Origin of the sequence: Micromonospora sp. NPDC051006 (assembly GCF_044456245.1) — a bacterium.
Taxonomy (GTDB): Bacteria; Actinomycetota; Actinomycetes; order Mycobacteriales; family Micromonosporaceae; genus Micromonospora.
In genome coordinates this window covers 179,581-197,722 of sequence record NZ_JBITFP010000007.1, presented here as the reverse complement: position 1 = coordinate 197,722, position 18,142 = coordinate 179,581, and the positions used below count along the sequence as shown (strand labels likewise).

Below are 18,142 nucleotides of genomic sequence, written 5' to 3'. Positions count from 1 at the left end.
CTAATGTCACACCATGGAGCGGCGAATCTTCGGCCTCGAGACCGAGTACGGCGTCACCTGTACCTATCGCGGACAGCGGCGGCTGTCCCCTGACGAAGTCGCCAGATACCTCTTCCGTCGAGTGGTGTCCTGGGGCCGGTCCAGCAACGTGTTCCTGCGCAACGGGGCCCGGCTCTACCTGGACGTCGGTTCCCACCCGGAGTACGCCACCCCCGAGTGCGACTCCGTGGTCGATCTGGTCGCCCACGACCGGGCCGGTGAGCGGATCCTGGAGGGGCTGCTCGTCGACGCGGAGAAGCGGCTGCACGACGAGGGCATCGCGGGCGAGATCTACCTGTTCAAGAACAACACCGACTCGGCCGGCAACTCGTACGGCTGCCACGAGAACTACCTGGTCTCCCGGCACGGCGAGTTCGGCCGGCTGGCCGACGTGCTGATCCCGTTCCTGGTCACCCGGCAGCTGATCTGCGGTGCCGGCAAGGTGCTGCAGACCCCGCGGGGGGCGGTCTACTGCCTCTCCCAGCGCGCCGAGCACATCTGGGAGGGCGTCTCGTCGGCGACCACCCGCAGCCGCCCGATCATCAACACCCGCGACGAGCCGCACGCCGACGCCGAGCGCTACCGGCGGCTGCACGTGATCGTCGGCGACTCCAACATGAACGAGGTCACCACCCTGCTCAAGGTGGGCACGGCCGACATCGTGCTGCGGATGATCGAGGCCGGGGTGGTGATGCGCGACCTGTCGCTGGAGAACCCGATCCGGGCGATCCGCGAGGTGTCGCACGACATCACCGGCCGGCGCAAGGTGCGCCTCGCCTCCGGCAAGGAGGTCAGCGCGCTGGAGATCCAGCAGGAATACCTGGCCAAGGCGACCGAGTTCGTCGAGCGCCGCGGCGGCGACCAGACCGCCAAGCGGGTCGTCGAGCTGTGGGGCCGGGTGTTGAACGCGGTGGAGTCCGGTGACCTGGAGCCGGTCTCCCGGGAGATCGACTGGGTGACCAAGCTGCGGCTGATCGAGCGCTACCAGCGCAAGCACGACCTGCCGCTGTCGCACCCCCGGGTCGCCCAGATGGACCTCGCCTACCACGACGTGCGCCGCGGTCGCGGCCTCTACGGGCTGCTGGAGCGCCGCGGCGAGGTGGACCGGGTGGCCACCGACCCGGAGATCTTCGAGGCCAAGGAGACCCCGCCGCAGACCACCCGAGCCCGGCTGCGGGGCGAGTTCATCCGGCACGCCCAGGAGAAGCGCCGCGACTTCACCGTCGACTGGGTGCACCTCAAGCTCAACGACCAGGCGCAGCGCACCGTGCTGTGCAAGGACCCGTTCCGGGCCTACGACGAGCGCGTCGAGCGGCTGATCGCCAGCATGTGAGCGGGCGGACCGGGCCGGCGGCGGTGGCGCCCGTCACCGGCCCGGCCGGCCCGGTAGGCTGGCCGGGCCATGACGACGTCTCCGAGCCCCGAGCCCACCGAGGGCGGCCGCCAGCGACAGAACTGGGTCGAACGCCGCCGCGAGAAGATCCGCGCCGAGATCGAGCGCAACCGGCGCGGTGAGTACACCGTGCCCACCTGGGTGCTGGCGCTCGCGCTGGTGCTGATCGTGGGCGCCTGGCTCGCCCTGATCTTCCTCGCCTGACCCCGCATCGCCGCCGGCCCTCGGCGGGCCGCTCGCGCCGCCTCCGCCTCCGCGGCCCTCGCCGCCCCACCCGAGCCGTCGGCCGGGGTGACCCGCGCGGGCCAGCGGTTGGCCCGGTCGGGTCGCCGCCGCGGGTACCCGCCCGGCGTCGCCGCTGCGGTTCAGCGTCCCGTGCACCCGCGTCGGCGGCCACCCGGGCGCGACGACGCGGGAGGCGATCATGGACGACGACACGAGGGTGCCGCAGCCGGTGCGCGGCGGCAAGGGCTGGCGTGACCCCGGGCCGCGGGACGTCATGCGGGACCGGGAGAACCCGGATCTGCTGGTCCCACCGGTCACCGACGCGGGCACGCTGCCCAACATGCGGTTCTCCTTCGCCGACGCGCACACCCGCATCGAGCAGGGCGGCTGGACCCGCGAGATCACCCAGCGGGAGCTGCCGATCGCCACCGAGCTCTCCGGGGTGGACATGGCCCTGGAGCCGGGGGCGTACCGGGAGCTGCACTGGCACAAGCAGTCCGAATGGGCGTACGTGCTCAGCGGTAGCTGCCGGATCAGCGCGGTCGACCAGGAGGGGCGCAACTTCGTCGACGACGTGCGGGCCGGGGACCTGTGGTTCTTTCCCCGGGGCGTGCCGCACCACATCCAGGCCCTCGACGAGGGGGTGGAGTTCCTGCTGGTCTTCGACGACGGCGCGTTCTCCGAGAACGGCACGTTCCTGATCAGCGACTGGTTCGCGCACACTCCCCGGGACGTGCTGGCGAAGAACTTCGGCTGGGCGCCCGAGCTGCTGGATCGGCTGCCCGAGCGGGAGAAGTACATCTTCGCCGGGCAGGTCCCACCGTCGCTGGACCAGGACCGGGTGATCAGCCCGACCGGCAACGTGCCCAGCGCCTTCAGCCACCGGATGCTGGCCCAACAGCCGCAGCGCTTTCCCGGCGGCACGGTCCGGATCGCCGACGTGGCGAACTTCGCCGCCGCGACCACCATCTGCGCCGCGCTGGTCGAGATCGACCCGGGCGGGCTGCGGGAGATGCACTGGCACCCCAACGACGACGAGTGGCAGTACTACATCTCCGGGCAGGGCCGGATGGGCGTCTTCGCCAGCACCGGGGTGGCGCGGACCTTCGACTTCCGCGCCGGCGACGTCGGGTACGTGCCGTTCGCCTACGGCCACTACATCGAGAACCTCGGCTCGGAGCCTCTGGTCTACCTGGAGATGTTCCGCAAGCCCCGGTTCGCCGACATCTCGCTGACCCAGTGGATGGCGAACACCCCGGCCGAGGTGGTGGCGGACACCCTCAACCTGCCCCGGGAGGTGATCGCCGGGCTGCCACGGGACAAGCGCCCGGTCGTCCGCTGACCGCCGCAGCGGGCGTCACTCCCCGCCGAACAGGGCGGCGGCGTGTCGACCGGCGGCCGCGGCGGCGAGGAAGTAGGCGTAATCGGCGTCCAGGCCGCGGCCCATGGTGGAGAGCGGCACGGCGCTGGCCCGCAGCGCGGCGTCCAGCCCGTCGGTGGGCACCCGGACGATCCGGTGCCGCGTCGCGAGCGGGACGAGCGCCGCGTCGACCTCGGCGTCCAGCGCCGGGTCGAGGCCGTCGGGCACCACCAGCTCCGCGGCGGCGAGCGCCACCCGGCCGTACGCGGTGAGGCTGTGGTGCGACACGCCCCGGTGCCGCGGCCGGGGGTCGGCGGCGGAGACGCGCAGCGAGCCGACCGGCCGCCCGCCCAGCGTGGCGACCGCGTTGACCGCCTCGCCGACCGCCACCCCGGAGAAGCCCCAGCGGGTGCCGGTGCCGAGGTTGCCCGGCCCCTGGGCGACGATCGCCACGTCGGCGGCCAGCACGTGCCGGGCGGCGAGCAGCCCGCTGTGCAGGGTGCTGGCCTCCAGGTCACCGCCGAAGGCCTGCCCGACGCTGATCGTGCCGGCCAGCTCGTCGCGCAGCCCGGCGAGGGTGCGGGAGAACCAGGCCGGCAGGGCGCCGCCGTCGGTGAGCAGGTACGCCACCCGGGCGTGCGGCGCGTCGGCGCGGATGCCGGCCAGGATCGCCGGCAGGGCCGAGTGCAGGTCGGCGGTGACCACCGGCAGCCCGGCGAGGTCCTCGGCGGTCTCCAGCACCGCCCGATGCGGCGAGGCTTCCTCGTCCACCCCGAGCAGGATCGGTTGCAGCGGCGTGTAGCGGGCCTTCACCAGGTGCCCGGCGTCGCGGCTGTCGCCGGACACGGGCGGGTCCGGCGGCAGCCGGTCGGGCAGCGCCACGACCAGCGCGTACCCGCCGGTGCCGAGCCCCATCAGCAGCGCGCCGGCGTTGAGCAGCACCCGGTCGCCGGGTTCCGGTCGGCCGACCAGCTCGGGGTAGGCCAGCGCCCGCATCCTCGAGCCGTCGGAAAGCGCCACGTCCAGCTCCACCGCCCCGGACCACTCCCGTCGCAGCGCCGTCACCGTCCCGGACCGCCATCGCACCATGACGGGCACGCTAGTCGGCGCGTCCACCACGGCCCGCGCCCGGGTCGGCCGCGATCGGCTCAGCGCGGGTCGATCCCGCTGGGCCCGTCGTCCGGTGCGGGCCGCTCGGTCGGCCGGGTCGGTGGGTCGGCCTCGGGCAGCGAACCGGTCGGGTCGAGGAAGAGGTAGCGGATCTCCGGGTAGCGGTCCCGCAGCCGCCGCTCCGCCTCGTCGGCGGTGGCCTCGATGGCCGCGCCGGTGGCCTGGTCGTTGAAGTCGACCTTGGCGGCCACCAGGATGTCCGTCGGGCCGAGCTGCATGGTGAGCAGCGTGCCGACCTGCCGCACCTCGGGCAGCCCGGCCAGCGAGTGCTCGATCTCGCGCCGCAGCCGGTCCGACACCCCCCGTCCGACCAGCAACGACAGGTTGCTGTACGCCAGGATCCCGGCGACCACCAGCAGCAGCAGGCCGATCAGCACGGAGGCGACGCCGTCCCAGAGCTCGTCGCCGGTGAGCTCGGAGAGGCCCACCCCCAGCCCGGCCAGCAGCAGCCCGATCAGCGCCGCGCTGTCCTCGAGGAAGACCGCCTTGACCGTGGTGTCGGCGGTCAGCCGCAGATACCGGCGCGGGGTGGTCCGCCAGCGCCGCGACTCGCGGCGGACCTGGCGTACCGCCCGGGCCAGCGAGATCGACTCGATCGCGAAGGAGACCGCCAGCACCAGGTACGAGATCAGGTAGTCCCCGCTGTGCTCGTGGACCAGGATGGTGGTCACACCGTGGGTGATCGCGAAGCCGGCGCCGGCGACGAAGGTGAACAGGGCCGCGAAGAAGGCCCAGATGTAGCTCTCCTTGCCGTAGCCGAACGGGTGCCGGGTGTCCGGGGGTCGGGCGCCGCGGCGCAGCGCCATGAAGAGCAGCACCTCGGTGGTGGTGTCGGCGACCGAGTGCGCGGCCTCGGAGAGCATCGACGCGGAACCGGAGATCAGGCCGGCGATCAGCTTGGCCACCGCGATGGCGAGGTTCGCCGTGCCGGCGACGATCACGGTGCCGACGCTCTCGCTCTTGACCTCCGGCTGGGACATGGGGCAACCCTATGGCCGCCCGTGGCCCCTCGCCGGTCGAGCCGGCGGGTACCGGGCGACGGGGGGACAGGACCGGTTCGACGTACCATCCGGCGCGCCCGCGTGGGTGCACGGCTACGGCGCGTCGGCTGCTAGCGTCTACCCGTGTCCCGGACCCGTACCGAACGCCTGGTCAACCTGGTGATCTGTCTGCTCTCCACGCGCCGGTTCCTGACCGCCGCGCAGATCGCCGCGACCGTGCCCGGTTACGAGCACGACCCGAACGACGCCCGCGACCACGAGGCCTTCCAGCGCAAGTTCGAGCGGGACAAGGCCGAGCTGCGCGAGCTGGGCGTCCCGCTGGAGACCGGCACGGCCAGCGTCTTCGACGCCGAGCCCGGCTACCGCATCGCCCCGCGCGAGTACGCCCTGCCGGACATCCCGCTGGAGCCGGACGAGGCGGCCGCGGTGGGCATCGCCGCCCGGCTCTGGCAGCACGCCGGGCTGGCCGCCGCCGCGTCCTCCGGGCTGGCCAAGCTGCGCGCCGCCGGGGTGGACGTCGACCCGCAGGCGACCCTCGGCCTGGAGCCGATGGTCACCGTCGACCCGGCCTTCGCGCCGCTCACCGCCGCCGCCCGGGACCGCCGGGAGGTCGGCTTCGACTACCGGGTGCCCGACCGGGACGCGCCGACCCGCCGCCGGCTGCAGCCGTGGGGCGTGGTCTGCTGGCGCGGCCGGTGGTACGTGGTCGGCCACGACCTGGACCGGGCCGCCACCCGCTGTTTCCGGCTCTCCCGAGTGGTCGGCGCGGTGCGGGTCACCGGCGATCCGGGCGGCTACCAGCCGCCGGCCGGTGTCGACCTGATCAGCCACGTCGCCCGCTGGTCGGGCCCGGTGGAGCGGACCGGGCGGGCGACCGTGCTGGCCGCCCCGGGCCGGGCCGCCGGGCTGCGCCGTTGGGCCGTCGACGTCGTCGCCGGGCCGGACGGCGACCGGCTCGTCCTGCCGTACGCCGACCCGGACTCGCTCGCCAGCCAGCTCGTCGGCTACGGCCCGGACGTGCGGGTGATCGACCCGCCGGAGGTGCGTGAGGCGGTCATCCAACGGCTGAAGGAGATCGCGGTGCGGCACGACGAGCTGGCGGTGGCCGGGGGCGCGCGGTGACCCGGCCCGCCGCCCGTGGCGGCTCCCGCGCCTCCGCCGACCGACTGGCCCGGCTGCTCAACCTGGTGCCCTACCTGCTGGCCCGCCCCGGCATCGAGATCGCCGAGGCGGCCGACGACCTCGGGATCACCGAGCGGCAGCTGCGTGAGGACCTGGAGCTGCTCTGGGTCTGCGGCCTGCCCGGCTACGGCCCGGGCGACCTGATCGACATGGCCTTCGACGGCGACCGGGTGACCATCACCTACGACGCCGGCATCGACCGGCCGCTGCGGCTCACCCCCGACGAGGCTCTCGCGCTGGTGGTGGCGTTGCGGATGCTCGCCGAGACGCCGGGGGTCACCAACCGGGAGGCGGTGGAGCGGGCCCTCGCCAAGATCGAGGACGCGGCCGGTGACCTGGTCGGCGCGCCGGTGGAGGTGCGGCTGCCGGCGGACACCCGCCGGGTGGAGGCGCTGCGGGCCGCCGTGGAGGGCGGCCGGGCGCTGCGGATCACCTACTACACCGCTGCCCGGGACGAGACCACCGAACGGACCATCGACCCGCTGCGGATGCTGATGGTCGGCGGCCGGGCGTACGTGGAGGCCTGGTGCCGCCGGGTCGAGGCGGTCCGGCTGTTCCGGGCCGACCGGATCGACGCGGTGACCGAGCTGGACGAGCCGGCCGTGGTCCCGCCGCAGGCGCGCCCGCACGACCTCACCGACGGGGTGTTCCGGCCCTCGCCGGACCTGCCGCTGATCACCCTGCGGGTCGGCCGGGGCGAGCGGTGGATCACCGAGTACTACCCCTGCGAGCGGGTGGAGGCCGGCGACGGAGACCACTGGCTGGTCTCGCTGCGGGTCACCGACCTGGCCTGGGCGCGCCGGTTCGTGCTGGGCCTCGGCCCGGACGTGACCGTGGTCGCCCCGGCCGAGCTGGCCGAGCAGGTCCGGGCGGCGGCGACGGCCGCGCTCGACGCGTACGCCAGTCCCGCGCCCGCCGCCCGACAGGGCGCACCGGACGCCGCCGCGCCGCCGGCCGCCGATCCGGCGGTCGCCGCCGGACCCCGGTAGGCTGACCGCTGTGGTGAAGTGGATCGTGCTCGCGGTGGTGCTGTTCGCCCTCCTCGTGCTGGCCCTGGCCGTCCGGGCGGTGCTGGCCCGGCTGCCCGGGCTGCGCCGGGCGGCGGTGGCGTTGCAGCGCCGGCAGGCCGAGGCGGAGGCCCTCGCGGGGTCGGCCGCGGCGCTCCAGGTGCGGGCCGACGCGGTCTCCCGGCAGCTCGCCGACGCGCAGCTCCGGGTGGAGCTGATCAGGGCCAATCGGGGCGACTGATCGACGGGCGTCGCGCCGTTGGCCGGTGCGCCGATCGGCCTTGATCGAATCCTGGCCCGAGCGGGTCCGGCATGGGCCGAAACCGACCGGCGACGCCGGTTGACGGAACATCCCAGGTTGGTCAAGACTTCACCGGCCGGGATCAACCATCACCGCCCCGGCGGGTGGCAACGGGCCGATACGCACGTACGATGGGCTCCGACACACCCCACGCTGTCTCACATTCGACTGGAGCTTCCCATGGGTGCCCTCAAGCCGTGGCACATCGCCATTCTCGTGGTCGTGCTGATCCTGCTCTTCGGCGCGAAGCGGCTCCCCGACGCGGCCCGCTCGCTGGGCCGCTCGCTGCGGATCATCAAGGCGGAGACCAAGAGCCTGCAGGACGACGACCGCGACCTGGCCGAGAAGGCCGACGCGCAGGCCGGCTACCAGCCGCTCCCGCCGTACGCGGGTCAGCAGCAGCCGCAGCAGGCCCCGTACCAGGCCCCGCCGCAGCAGCCGGTCGCCGACCCGGTGCAGCGCGTCCGCGACAACTGACCGAAGGGCCCGACGACCGTGGCCTTGGCACTGCGTAAGCGCGGCCCGAGCAAGTTCCAGCAGGCCGCCGACGGCTCGATGACGCTCATCGAGCACGTGCGCGACCTGCGCAACCGGCTGTTCCGCGCCTCCCTGGCGATCGTGGTCGGCTTCGGCGTCGGGATCACTTTGTTGGCCCAGCCCGTGCTGCACGTGTTGCAGCAGCCCTACTGCGACCTGCCCAACTCGCGGCTCGCCGACGGTCGGTGCAACTTCGTCCAGCTCGGCCCAGCCGACCTCTTCCTGCTCAATCTGAAGATCGGGCTCTGGATCGGGCTGATCGTCGCGGCGCCGATCTGGCTTTACCAGCTCTGGGCGTTCATCGCGCCGGGTCTGCACAAGCACGAGCGGCGCTACGCGTACATCTTCACCGGGCTCGCCGCGCCGCTCTTCGCGGCCGGCGCGGTACTGGCCTACTTTGTCACCTCCAAGGGCCTGGAGTTCCTGCTCAACGTCACCAACAGCGAAGAGATCACCACGACGCTGGACATCACCCGCTACATCTCGTTCGTCACCAACCTGATCCTGCTGTTCGGGGTGGCGTTCGAGTTCCCGCTGCTGGTGCTGATGCTCAACTTCGTCGGCATCGCCAGCGCGAAGCGGCTGCTGAGCTGGTGGCGGGTCGCGGTCTTCGTGTTCTTCGCCTTCTCCGCGGTCGTCACCCCCACCCCGGACCCGTTCGGCATGACCGCGCTGGCGATCTGCCTCTGCGCGCTCTACTTCGCCGCTGTCGGGGTCGCGTTCATCAACGACAAGCGGCGCGGGCGGGGCAAGGAGGTCTACGCCGGCATCGGCGACGACGAGGTGTCGCCGCTGGAGTTCGACCCGGAGCCGGTCGAGGCCGGGCAGCGGGTCGACGCGACCGCCCCGGTGGCCGCGCCGGACCCGATCGCCGCGCCGGCGCCGATCGACCGCCGCTACGACGACATGACCTGACGTACGGTAGCCACCGCCGTACCGGCCGAAGTGCCGGTCCGACACGCTGACGAGTGAACGCCGCCCGGCTCGGGCGGCGTTTCTCGTGCCGGTAGGTTCCTCGCCGTGACCGCAGAAGTTCACCCCTCCGTCACCCCCGACGGTCCCGTCGCGGTGCTGGCCAATCCCACCGCCGGCCGGGGCCGGCACCGGGGCCTGTTGGCGCCGCTGCTGTCCCGGCTCGCCACCGGCGGCCGGCCGGTCCGCCTGCTGGAGGCGCACACCGCCGACGAGGCCGAGGCCGTCTGCCGGGACGCGGTCGCCGACGGGGTCGCGGCCCTGGTCGCGGTCGGCGGCGACGGCACGGTGCACCGGGGGATCCAGGCGGTCGCCGGCACCACGATCCCGTTCGGGCCGGTACCGGCCGGCACCGGCAACGACTTCGCCGCCGACACCGGCTTCCCCACCGATCCGCTCGCCGCCGCGGAGGTGATCGCCGCCGCGCTGCGCGAGGGCCGCAGCAGCCCGGTGGACCTGGCCCGGATGACCGGCCCGACCGGCCCGCCCCGCTGGTACGGGGCGGTGCTCGCCGCCGGTTTCGACGCGATCGTCAACGAGCGGGCCAACCGGATGAGCTGGCCTCGCGGCCCGCGCCGCTACGACCTGGCGATCATGGTCGAGCTGGCCCGGCTGCGCCCGCGCCGGTACAAGCTGCGCCTCGACGGCGAGCCGCACGAGGTCGAGGCGGTGCTGGTGGCGGTGGGCAACTGCCCCAGCTACGGCGGCGGGATGCGGATCTGCCCGGACGCCGACCCGACCGACGGCATGCTCGACGTGGTGGTCGGCGGCAGGTTGGACCGGCGCACCCTGATCCGGGTCAAGCCGAGCATCTACCAGGGCACCCACCTGCGGCACCCGCTGGTGCACAGCTACCGGGTCCGCACGGTCGAGCTGGCCGCCGAGGGCATCACCACGTACGCCGACGGGGAGCGTTCGCTGGAGCTGCCGCTGACGGTCAGCGCCGTGCCGGGCGCCCTGCGGCTGCTGCGTTGACCCGGACCGCGCCGATGCTGGCCGCGATCACCAGGGCGATGGCCAGCACCTCCACGACGGTCAGCTGCTGCCCCAGCACCAGGTAGCCGGCGAGCGAGGCGATCGCCGGACCGAGGCTCATCATGACCGCGAAGGTGGCGGTCGGCAGCCGGCGCAGCGCCAACAGTTCGAGGGTGTAGGGCAGCCCCGAGGCGAGCACGGCGAGGGCGGTCCCGAGCGCCAGCACCGGCGGGTCCAGCAGCACCGTACCGGCGGTCGCCAGCCCGGGCGGCAGGGTCACCACGGCGGCGACGGCCAGCGCCAGGGCCAGCCCGTCGGCGCCCCGGAAGCGGGCACCGACGCGCGCGCTGAGCACGATGTACGCCGCCCAGAGCGCGCCCGCGGCCAGCGCCAGGCCGGCGCCGAGCGGGTCCAACCGGTCGAAGCCGCCCTGGCCGAGCAGGGCCACCCCGGCCAGCGCCACCGCGGCGCAGGCCCAGCTGGCCGCCCGGCGCGCGGCGAAGACCGACAGCGCCAGCGGGCCGAGCACCTCCAGGGTCACCGCCAGGCCGAGCGGGATCCGCTCGATGGCCTGGTAGAAGATCGAGTTCATGCCGGCCAGGACCAACCCGAACGCGCCGGCGGCCACCCAGTCGGCCCGGTCGTGCCCGCGCAGCCGCGGCCGGCAGACGACCAGCAGCAGCACCGCGGAGATGGCCAGCCGCAGGGTGACCGCGCCGAACACGCCGGTGCGGGGGAAGAGCAGGGCGGCCACCGCGGAGCCGAACTGCACCGACAACGCCCCGCCGAGCACCAGCCCGACCGCGCCCACCCCACCCTGCCGGGCCGGCGGGGTGCTGGCGGCGGGCCGGTCGAGCAGCAGGGTGTCGGTCACCCCTGCGACGCTATGAGCTGGCGCGCTGCCAGGGAAATGCCGGTTCGGCCGCGCTTATGCTTCCCGGTTATGACCGTCGAGCTGCGGCACCTGCGCGCCTTCCTCGCCATCGCCGAGGAGGGCGGCATCACCCGGGCCGCCGCCCGGCTGCGGGTCAGCCAGCCCGCGCTGTCGCGGACCCTGCGCCAGCTCGAGGACCACCTGGGCGTACGGCTGGTCGAGCGCTCCACCCACCACCTGGCGCTCACCGTGGCCGGCCGCTCGTTCCGCGACCGGGCCGCCGTGGCGGTCGCCGCTGTCGACGACGTGCTGACCCCCGGGCAGGGCGTCGGCTGGCCGCTGCGGCTCGGCCACGCCTGGTCGGCGCTCGGCGGGCACACCGTCACGCTGCTGCGTCGGTGGCGGCAGGCCTACCCGCAGACGCCGCTGGAGCTGCTGCGCATCGACGACCGGACGGCCGGGCTGGCCCGGGGCGCGGTGGACGTCGCGGTGCTGCGCCAGCCGGTCGAGCTGCCCGACGTGCGGACGGTGCGGCTGCTGGCCGAGGCGCGGTTGGCCACCGTGCCGGCGGACAGCCCGCTCGCCGGCCGGGCCGAGCTGATCCTGGCCGACCTGGTCGACCAGCCGATCGCGGTGAACAGCGAGACCGGCACCACCACCCTCGGGCTGTGGCCGAACGGCGCCGCCCCGGCCACCGTGGTGCCGGTGGCCAACACCGACGACTGGTTGGCCGCGATCAGCTCCGGCCGCGCCGTCGGGGTGACCACCACCGCCACGGCGGCCATGTATCCCAGCCCGGCGGTGGCGTACCGGCCGCTCGTGGACGCGCCCGCGGTGCCCGTGCTGCTCGCCTGGCGGCACCCGCCGAGTCACCCTGCCGTGCCCGACCTGGTGGCCCTGACCCGGGAGGTCGTGCGCGACTGACTCTCGCCGGAGTCGGTGGGTCAGGCCGGCAGGGCCAGGTCGAGGACCGCGCCGAGGCCGTTCTCCCGGCCCGGCTCGGCGGCCGGCAGCACCAGCACCGCGCAGCCGGCGGCGGCCGCGCCCGCGTCGGCCGGGGTGTCACCGACCATCAGGGTCTGCTCCGGGTCGACACCGAGCATCCCGCAGGCGCGCCAGAAGATCGCCGGATCGGGCTTGCAGCGGCCCACCTCGTAGGAGAGCACGAATGCGTCGACCAGCTCGGTGAGCTGCCACGCGTCGAACATCGGCCGCAGGTCGAAGCCGATGTTGCTGACCACCGCCACCCGTACGCCCGCGTCGCGCAGCGCGGCGAGCGTCGGGGCCGTGTCGGGGTAGGGGACCCAGCCCTCGGGGACCAGCACCCGGTCGTAGAGCGCGTCGGCGAACCCCTCGATGCCGGCGTCGACGGCCTCGGCCAGCCCGGTGTAGGCGGCGCGGTGCGCGTGCGGGTAGAGGTCGCGGGTGGACCACAGCTCGGCCAGCCGGGGCGGCACCCGGGCGGGCAGCGGCCCACCGGCCCGCCCGGCGGTGAGCAGCCGGTCGGCGAGCGCCGTCGCCCGGACCCGCTCCAGATCGACCCCGCACGCGGCCGCGGCCTGGAGCACCCACTCGCGCGGCTCCTCCACCTGGGCGAGGGTGCCGTGGAAGTCGAAGAGCACCGCCTTGACCTGCCGGCGCGACGGCCGCGACGGGCGGCCGGCGTCGGCGCGGCCCGGGACAGGAGGCTGGGTCGGTTCGGGTTGGTCCGGCACGTCGTGCACCCTACCGACCGCCTCCGACGGCTCTTCCGGTCGGCCTTGTCCGATGTCCGGTCCGGGTACGCATTAATCTTGGTGGCATGTCGAGCCCCGCCGAGCGGTACGCCGCGGCGCGCCGCCGGGCCGCGCAGGCCTCACAGTTCCCGGCGCTGGAAGAGTTCGCCCTTGACCTGGGGTTCGATCTCGACGACTTCCAGCGGGAAGCGTGTCAGGCGTTGGAGCGCGGCAGCGGCGTGCTCGTCTGCGCGCCCACCGGCGCCGGCAAGACGGTGGTCGGCGAGTTCGCCGTACACCTGGCGTTGACCGGTGGGGCGACGATGCCGGCCGACGGCGCGCAGCCCGCCCCCGGCGGCACCCGGCGCAAATGCTTCTACACCACGCCGATCAAGGCGCTCTCCAACCAGAAGTACCACGACCTGGTCAACCGCTACGGCGCCGAGCAGGTCGGGCTGCTCACCGGCGACAACGCGATCAACGGCGACGCGCCCGTGGTGGTGATGACCACCGAGGTGCTGCGCAACATGCTCTACGCCGGATCCAGCACTCTGGAGGGGCTGGCGTACGTGGTGATGGACGAGGTGCACTACCTCGCCGACCGGTTCCGGGGCGGCGTGTGGGAAGAGGTGATCATCCACCTGCCCGCCTCGGTCACCCTGGTCTCGCTCTCGGCGACCGTCTCCAACGCCGAGGAGTTCGCCGACTGGCTGGTCACCGTGCGCGGCGAGACCGCCGTGGTGGTCAGCGAGCACCGGCCGGTGCCGCTGTGGCAGCACATGCTGGTCGGCAAGCGGATGTTCGACCTCTTCCACGACGCCGACGCGGCCCGCAAACACGACGTGCACCCGGAGCTGCTGCGCTACACCCGGGACACGGCGCGCCGGCTGGAGCTGGGTGAGGGGCGCAGCGCCGGTCCGGGCGGCGGCCGGCGCGGGCCACGCTGGCGCGGCCCGCTGCGACCGGACATCGTCGAACGGCTGGACCGCGAGGGGCTGCTCCCGGCGATCCTGTTCATCTTCAGCCGGGCCGGCTGCGCCGCCGCGGTGCAGCAGTGCCTCGCCGCCGGCCTGCGGCTCACCTCGCCGGAGGAGCGGGCGGAGATCCGTCGGGTGGTCGAGTCCCGGGTCACCGCGATTCCCGGCGAGGACCTCACCGTGCTCGGCTACTGGGAGTGGCTCGACGGGCTGGAGCGCGGTCTCGCCGCCCACCACGCCGGCATGCTGCCGGTGTTCAAGGAGATCGTCGAGGAGCTCTTCGTCCGGGGCCTGGTCAAGGCGGTCTTCGCGACCGAGACGCTGGCCCTGGGGATCAACATGCCGGCCCGCTGCGTGGTGCTGGAGCGGCTGGTCAAGTACAACGGCGAGGCGCACGTCGACCTCACCCCGGGGGAGTACACCCAGCTCACCGGGCGGGCCGGGCGCCGGGGCATCGACGTCGAGGGGCACGCCGTGGTGGTGTGGTCCCCGGAGACCGACCCGCGGCACGTGGCGGGGCTGGCGTCCACCCGCACCTACCCGCTGCGGTCCAGCTTCCGGCCCTCGTACAACATGGCGGTGAACCTGGTCGGCACGGTCGGCGCCGATCCGGCCCGGGCGCTGCTGGAGTCCTCCTTCGCCCAGTTCCAGGCGGACCGCTCGGTGGTCGGCCTGGCCCGCCAGGTGCAGCGCAACACCGAGACCATCGAGGCGTACGGCGCGGAGGCAGCTTGCCACCACGGTGACTTCGACGAGTACTTCGCGCTGCGGGTGGCGATCGCCGATCGGGAGCGGGCGATCGCCCGGCAGGGGCAGAGCCAGCGCAAGGCGGCCGCCGTCGCGTCGCTGGAGCGGCTGCGGGTCGGTGACGTGATCCGGGTGCCCTCCGGGCGGCGGGCCGGCCTGGCGGTGGTGCTGGATCCGGCGACCGGCGGGTTCGGTGAGCCCCGGCCGTTGGTGCTCACCCAGGACCGGTGGGCCGGGCGGGTCAGCCCGGGCGACTTCACCACCCCGGCCGAGGTGCTCGCCCGGATCCGGGTGCCGAAGCACTTCAACCACCGCTCGCCGGCGGCCCGGCGCGACCTGGCCGCCGAGGTCAGCGGCACCGGCCTGGACCGGCACGCCGGGCGCCGGGGTGGTCGGTCCCGGCAGCAGGTGGGCGAGGATCACCGGCTCACCCAGCTCCGCTCGGAGCTGCGCCGGCATCCGTGCCACGCCTGCCCCGAGCGGGAGGAGCACGCCCGCTGGGCCGAGCGGCGGCGTCGGCTGGAGCGCGACACCGAGGAGCTGCGGGAGCGGGTGGCCGGGCGGACCGGTTCGCTGGCCCGTACCTTCGACCGGATCGTCGCGCTGCTCACCACCCGGGGTTACCTGACCTCCGACGGGACGGTCACCGACGCGGGTCGGATGCTCGGTCGGATCTGGACCGAGGCGGACCTGCTGGTCGCCGAGTGCCTGCGCCGGGGCGTCTGGGACGGGCTCTCGCCGGCGGAGCTGGCCGCCGCCGTGTCGGTGGTGGTCTTCGAGGCTCGCCGGGACGTCGACGAGCGGGCGTCGCTGCCGCGGGGCCCGGTCTCCGACGCGGTGGACGAGACGCTGAAGCTGTGGAGCGACATCGAGGCGGACGAGGCCGCCCGGGGGCTGGCGGTGACCCGGGAGCCGGATCTCGGCTTCGCCTGGCCGATCTACCGGTGGGCCCGGGGAGAGGCGTTGGCCAAGGTGCTCGCCAGCGGTCACGAGCTCGACGGGGAGATGCCGGCCGGCGACTTCGTCCGCTGGTCCCGCCAGGTGGTCGACCTGCTCGGTCAGCTGGCCGACTCCGGCGGGGCGTCGGCCGAGCTGCGATCCACCGCCCGGCAGGCGATCGGCGCGGTGAACCGCGGGGTGCTGGCCTACCACACCGCCGCCTGAGCGCCCGAGAACGGAAACGACCGGCCCCGGGGGGGGGGGCGCCGGGGGGGCGGGGGGGGGGGGGGGGGGCCCGCCGGGGGGGGGGGGGGGGGGGGGGGGGGGGGGGGGGGGGGGGCGGGCCGCCCCCCCCCCCCCCCCCCCCCCCCCCCCCCCCCCCCCCCCCCCCCCCCCCCCCCCCCCCCCCCCCCCCCCCCCCCCCCCCGGTCGAGGTCGGGACCATCCGGGGTCAGGTCTGGCCGGGTGCGGGTCGACCGGTCCGGGCTGGCCGGGTCAGGTCTGGCGGGGGCAGGGGTCGCCCGAGGTCAGCGGGTGCTCGGGGTCAGGGGTGCCCTGCGAGCGCGTCGACCAGCCGCCGGGTGGAGCCGGCCAGGTTCCACCGGCGGGCCAGCTCCAGCAGGCCGTCGGGGTCGACCGGGGCGCTGGGCAGCGCGGTCGGCAACTCGGGCAGCGGCACGTCGAGGGCGACGCGGACCACCTTCGGGGCCACCGCCAGGTAGTCGCCGGCTGCGGTGAGCTTGGCGCGCAGCCCCGGCGCGAAGCCGGACTTCGGATCGTCGAGCGCGGCGAGGATGCCGGCCAGGTCGCCGTAGCGCTCGATCAACCGGGCGGCGGTCTTCTCACCGACGCCCGGCACCCCGGGCAGCCCGTCGCTGGGGTCGCCGCGCAGCGCCGCGAAGTCGGCGTAGCTCGCGGCGGGCACGCCGTAGCGGGCCCGCACCGCGGCGTCGTCGCAGTCGTCCAGCTTCGCCACGCCCCGGCCGACGTAGAGCAGCCGCACCGGCCGGGCGTCGTCGACGAGCTGGAACAGGTCGCGGTCGCCGGAGACCACCTCGACCGGCGCCGGCTGGGTGACCGAGAGCGTGCCGAGCACGTCGTCGGCCTCGTAGCCCGTCGCGCCGACGGTGGTGATGCCGATGGCGGTGAGCACGTCGAGGATCACCGGCACCTGCGGGGTGAGCGTGTCGGGCACCACCTCGCCCCCCTCCGGCGCGAGCCGGTGCGCCTTGTAGGACGGCAGCAGCGCCACCCGCCAGTCGGGCCGCCAGTCGTAGTCCATCGCGCAGACCATCCGGTCGGGCCGGCGGGTGCGGATCAGGGTCGCCAACATGTCGAGGAAGCCGCGCACCGCGTTGACCGGGGTGCCGTCCTCGGCCCGGGCGGCCGACTCGGGGATGCCGAAGTAGGCCCGGAAGTAGAGGCTCGGGGAGTCGATCAGCAGGATCGGGGGTCGCTGTGCCACGCCGGACAGCCTGGCACAGCCCACCGACGAAACGACAGCGCGGCGCGGCGGAAGCGAGTCCGGCCCTTCGGCGACGGCACCGGCGGCGGTCCTCCATGATCGGGGTCGTCGCGGGTGGGACGCCGGAACCGGGCTGCGGCTCGCGCCGGGCGGGGGCAGACTGCCTGACGTGGCGTTTCTCCCCGGCCTGACGCTGGCCCGCCGGTACCACGACGAGGTGCTCGCGCCGATCCTGCGCCGGCGGTGCCCCGACCTGCGGTACGCGGCCGGGCGGCTCGACGGCGGCTCGGAGCTGCTCGGCCTGGACACCGTCCGCTCGACCGACCACGACTGGGGCCCGCGCGCGCAGCTCTTCGTCGCGGCGGGCGACGCCGGGCGGATCCCGGAGGTACGCGCCGTGCTGGAGGCCGAGCTTCCGGCGGAGTTCCTGGGCTGGCCGACCCGGTTCGCGGGCGACGACGCGCGGCTGGGCGTCGTGGACCCGGCGGGTGCCCGGCACGGGGTGAGCGTGGCCGAGCTGGGCGGCTGGTGGCGCGAGCGCCTCGGGTTCGACCCGGCGGCCGGGGTCGGTGTGGAGGACTGGCTGGCCACGCCGACGCAGCGGCTGGCCGAGGTCACCGGCGGCGCGGTCTTCCACGACGGCCTGGGCGGTGCGCTAACCGCCGGCCGCGCCGCGCTCGCCTGGTATCCGGACGACGTCTGGCGGCACGTGCTCGCCGCCGGGTGGACCCGGGTCGCCCAGGCCGAGCATCTGCCCGGCCGCTGCGCCGAGGTCGGCGACGAGCTGGGCAGCCGGGTGGTCACCGCCGGGCTGGCTCGGGATCTGATGCGGCTCGGTCTGCTGCTGCGCCGCCGCTGGCCGCCGTACGACAAGTGGCTCGGCACCACCTTCGCCCGGCTGCCGGACGCGGCGCCGGTGGTCGCCGCGCTGGCCGACGCGCTCGGCCCGGGCGACTGGGCGCGGCGGCAGCCGGGGCTGGTCGACGCGCTGGAGGCGTTGGCCGGGTGGACCGACGAGACTCACCTGGCCGCCCCGGTGCGCGCACGGGCCCGCACCTTCCACAGTCGCCCGTTCCTCGTGCTGGACGCCGGCCGGGTCGCCGCCGCCCTGCGCGCCGCGATCACCGACCCTGGGCTGCGGGAGCGTCCGCTGCTCGGTGCGGTGGACCAGTATCTGCACAACGTCGACGTGCTGACCGACGCCCGGCACGTCCGTCGGCTGGCCGGCGCTCTGCGTCCGCAGGAGCCCGGGGCGGGGTGAGC

The 18,142-nt window shown here is 74.7% G+C and carries 17 protein-coding genes; 12 read left to right on the top strand and 5 right to left on the bottom strand.

The annotated features are described in order from the left end of the window. The first annotated feature begins 13 nt into the window (after nucleotides 1-13). The 3 genes from pafA to ACIBBA_RS14835 all read left to right on the top strand — a co-directional run bounded on the left by pafA (nucleotide 14) and on the right by ACIBBA_RS14835 (nucleotide 2,999). Complete coding sequence (pafA, locus tag ACIBBA_RS14845; RefSeq protein ID WP_350874320.1) at nucleotides 14-1,372, top strand: Pup--protein ligase; 1,359 nt, start codon at nucleotides 14-16, stop codon at nucleotides 1,370-1,372. 69 nt (nucleotides 1,373-1,441) lie between these two features. Further along, nucleotides 1,442-1,636 carry a hypothetical protein gene (locus tag ACIBBA_RS14840; protein WP_350874321.1) on the top strand — a complete coding sequence of 65 codons (195 nt, stop codon included), beginning with the start codon at nucleotides 1,442-1,444 and terminating at the stop codon, nucleotides 1,634-1,636. 220 nt (nucleotides 1,637-1,856) lie between these two features. Then, nucleotides 1,857-2,999: an oxalate decarboxylase family bicupin gene (locus ACIBBA_RS14835; protein ID WP_396697380.1), complete on the top strand. Its 1,143-nt coding sequence runs from the start codon at nucleotides 1,857-1,859 to the stop codon at nucleotides 2,997-2,999. A gap of 15 nt (nucleotides 3,000-3,014) precedes the next feature. Here ACIBBA_RS14835 and ACIBBA_RS14830 read toward each other — a convergent pair whose 3' ends face one another. Together ACIBBA_RS14830 and ACIBBA_RS14825 are read right to left on the bottom strand one after the other, a co-directional pair. After that, complete coding sequence (locus tag ACIBBA_RS14830; protein ID WP_396697378.1) at nucleotides 3,015-4,106, bottom strand: DUF3866 family protein; 1,092 nt, start codon at nucleotides 4,104-4,106, stop codon at nucleotides 3,015-3,017. Nucleotides 4,107-4,165: 59 nt separating this feature from the next. Then, on the bottom strand, nucleotides 4,166-5,167 hold the full coding sequence (locus tag ACIBBA_RS14825) for a cation diffusion facilitator family transporter (RefSeq protein WP_396697376.1): 1,002 nt from the start codon (nucleotides 5,165-5,167) through the stop codon (nucleotides 4,166-4,168). 144 nt (nucleotides 5,168-5,311) lie between these two features. Between ACIBBA_RS14825 and ACIBBA_RS14820 the strand changes: the two genes are divergently transcribed. The 6 genes from ACIBBA_RS14820 to ACIBBA_RS14795 all read left to right on the top strand — a co-directional run bounded on the left by ACIBBA_RS14820 (nucleotide 5,312) and on the right by ACIBBA_RS14795 (nucleotide 10,162). Next, on the top strand, nucleotides 5,312-6,310 hold the full coding sequence (locus ACIBBA_RS14820; protein WP_396697374.1) for a helix-turn-helix transcriptional regulator: 999 nt from the start codon (nucleotides 5,312-5,314) through the stop codon (nucleotides 6,308-6,310). Next, nucleotides 6,307-7,359, top strand: coding sequence for a helix-turn-helix transcriptional regulator (locus ACIBBA_RS14815; protein ID WP_396697372.1), 1,053 nt, complete (start codon nucleotides 6,307-6,309; stop codon nucleotides 7,357-7,359). Before ACIBBA_RS14820 ends, ACIBBA_RS14815 begins: the two co-directional genes overlap by 4 nt. Nucleotides 7,360-7,369: 10 nt before the next feature. Beyond that, nucleotides 7,370-7,618 carry a hypothetical protein gene (locus ACIBBA_RS14810; protein WP_396697370.1) on the top strand — a complete coding sequence of 83 codons (249 nt, stop codon included), beginning with the start codon at nucleotides 7,370-7,372 and terminating at the stop codon, nucleotides 7,616-7,618. Nucleotides 7,619-7,858: 240 nt separating this feature from the next. Next, entirely contained in the window at nucleotides 7,859-8,155 is a 297-nt protein-coding gene (gene tatA / locus ACIBBA_RS14805; protein WP_350874330.1) for a Sec-independent protein translocase subunit TatA, read from the top strand. Between the two features lie 18 nt (nucleotides 8,156-8,173). Continuing rightward, the gene (gene tatC, locus ACIBBA_RS14800; protein ID WP_396697367.1) at nucleotides 8,174-9,130 is read left to right on the top strand and encodes a twin-arginine translocase subunit TatC; all 957 of its coding nucleotides are present in this window, start codon (nucleotides 8,174-8,176) and stop codon (nucleotides 9,128-9,130) included. Nucleotides 9,131-9,235: 105 nt separating this feature from the next. Further along, complete coding sequence (locus ACIBBA_RS14795; RefSeq protein ID WP_396697364.1) at nucleotides 9,236-10,162, top strand: diacylglycerol kinase family protein; 927 nt, start codon at nucleotides 9,236-9,238, stop codon at nucleotides 10,160-10,162. Here ACIBBA_RS14795 and ACIBBA_RS14790 read toward each other — a convergent pair. Next, complete coding sequence (locus ACIBBA_RS14790; protein ID WP_396697361.1) at nucleotides 10,125-11,036, bottom strand: EamA family transporter; 912 nt, start codon at nucleotides 11,034-11,036, stop codon at nucleotides 10,125-10,127. The two genes, ACIBBA_RS14795 and ACIBBA_RS14790, sit on opposite strands and share 38 nt — an antisense overlap. Before the next feature lie 69 nt (nucleotides 11,037-11,105). Between ACIBBA_RS14790 and ACIBBA_RS14785 the strand changes: the two genes are divergently transcribed. Next, entirely contained in the window at nucleotides 11,106-11,960 is an 855-nt protein-coding gene (locus tag ACIBBA_RS14785) for a LysR family transcriptional regulator (protein WP_396697359.1), read from the top strand. Nucleotides 11,961-11,980: 20 nt separating this feature from the next. Here the strand turns inward: ACIBBA_RS14785 and ACIBBA_RS14780 are convergent, their stop codons facing one another. Further along, nucleotides 11,981-12,751, bottom strand: a complete 771-nt coding sequence (locus ACIBBA_RS14780) for an HAD family hydrolase (protein ID WP_396697356.1) — start codon at nucleotides 12,749-12,751, stop codon at nucleotides 11,981-11,983. 86 nt (nucleotides 12,752-12,837) lie between these two features. Between ACIBBA_RS14780 and ACIBBA_RS14775 the strand changes: the two genes are divergently transcribed. Continuing rightward, on the top strand, nucleotides 12,838-15,639 hold the full coding sequence (locus ACIBBA_RS14775) for a DEAD/DEAH box helicase (RefSeq protein ID WP_396697354.1): 2,802 nt from the start codon (nucleotides 12,838-12,840) through the stop codon (nucleotides 15,637-15,639). Nucleotides 15,640-15,958: 319 nt separating this feature from the next. Here the strand turns inward: ACIBBA_RS14775 and ACIBBA_RS14770 are convergent, their stop codons facing one another. Beyond that, nucleotides 15,959-16,879, bottom strand: a complete 921-nt coding sequence (locus ACIBBA_RS14770; RefSeq protein WP_396697352.1) for a 5'-3' exonuclease H3TH domain-containing protein — start codon at nucleotides 16,877-16,879, stop codon at nucleotides 15,959-15,961. A gap of 169 nt (nucleotides 16,880-17,048) precedes the next feature. Between ACIBBA_RS14770 and ACIBBA_RS14765 the strand changes: the two genes are divergently transcribed. Next, the gene (locus tag ACIBBA_RS14765; protein WP_396697350.1) at nucleotides 17,049-18,140 is read left to right on the top strand and encodes a DUF4037 domain-containing protein; all 1,092 of its coding nucleotides are present in this window, start codon (nucleotides 17,049-17,051) and stop codon (nucleotides 18,138-18,140) included. The last annotated feature ends 2 nt before the right edge of the window (nucleotides 18,141-18,142 follow it).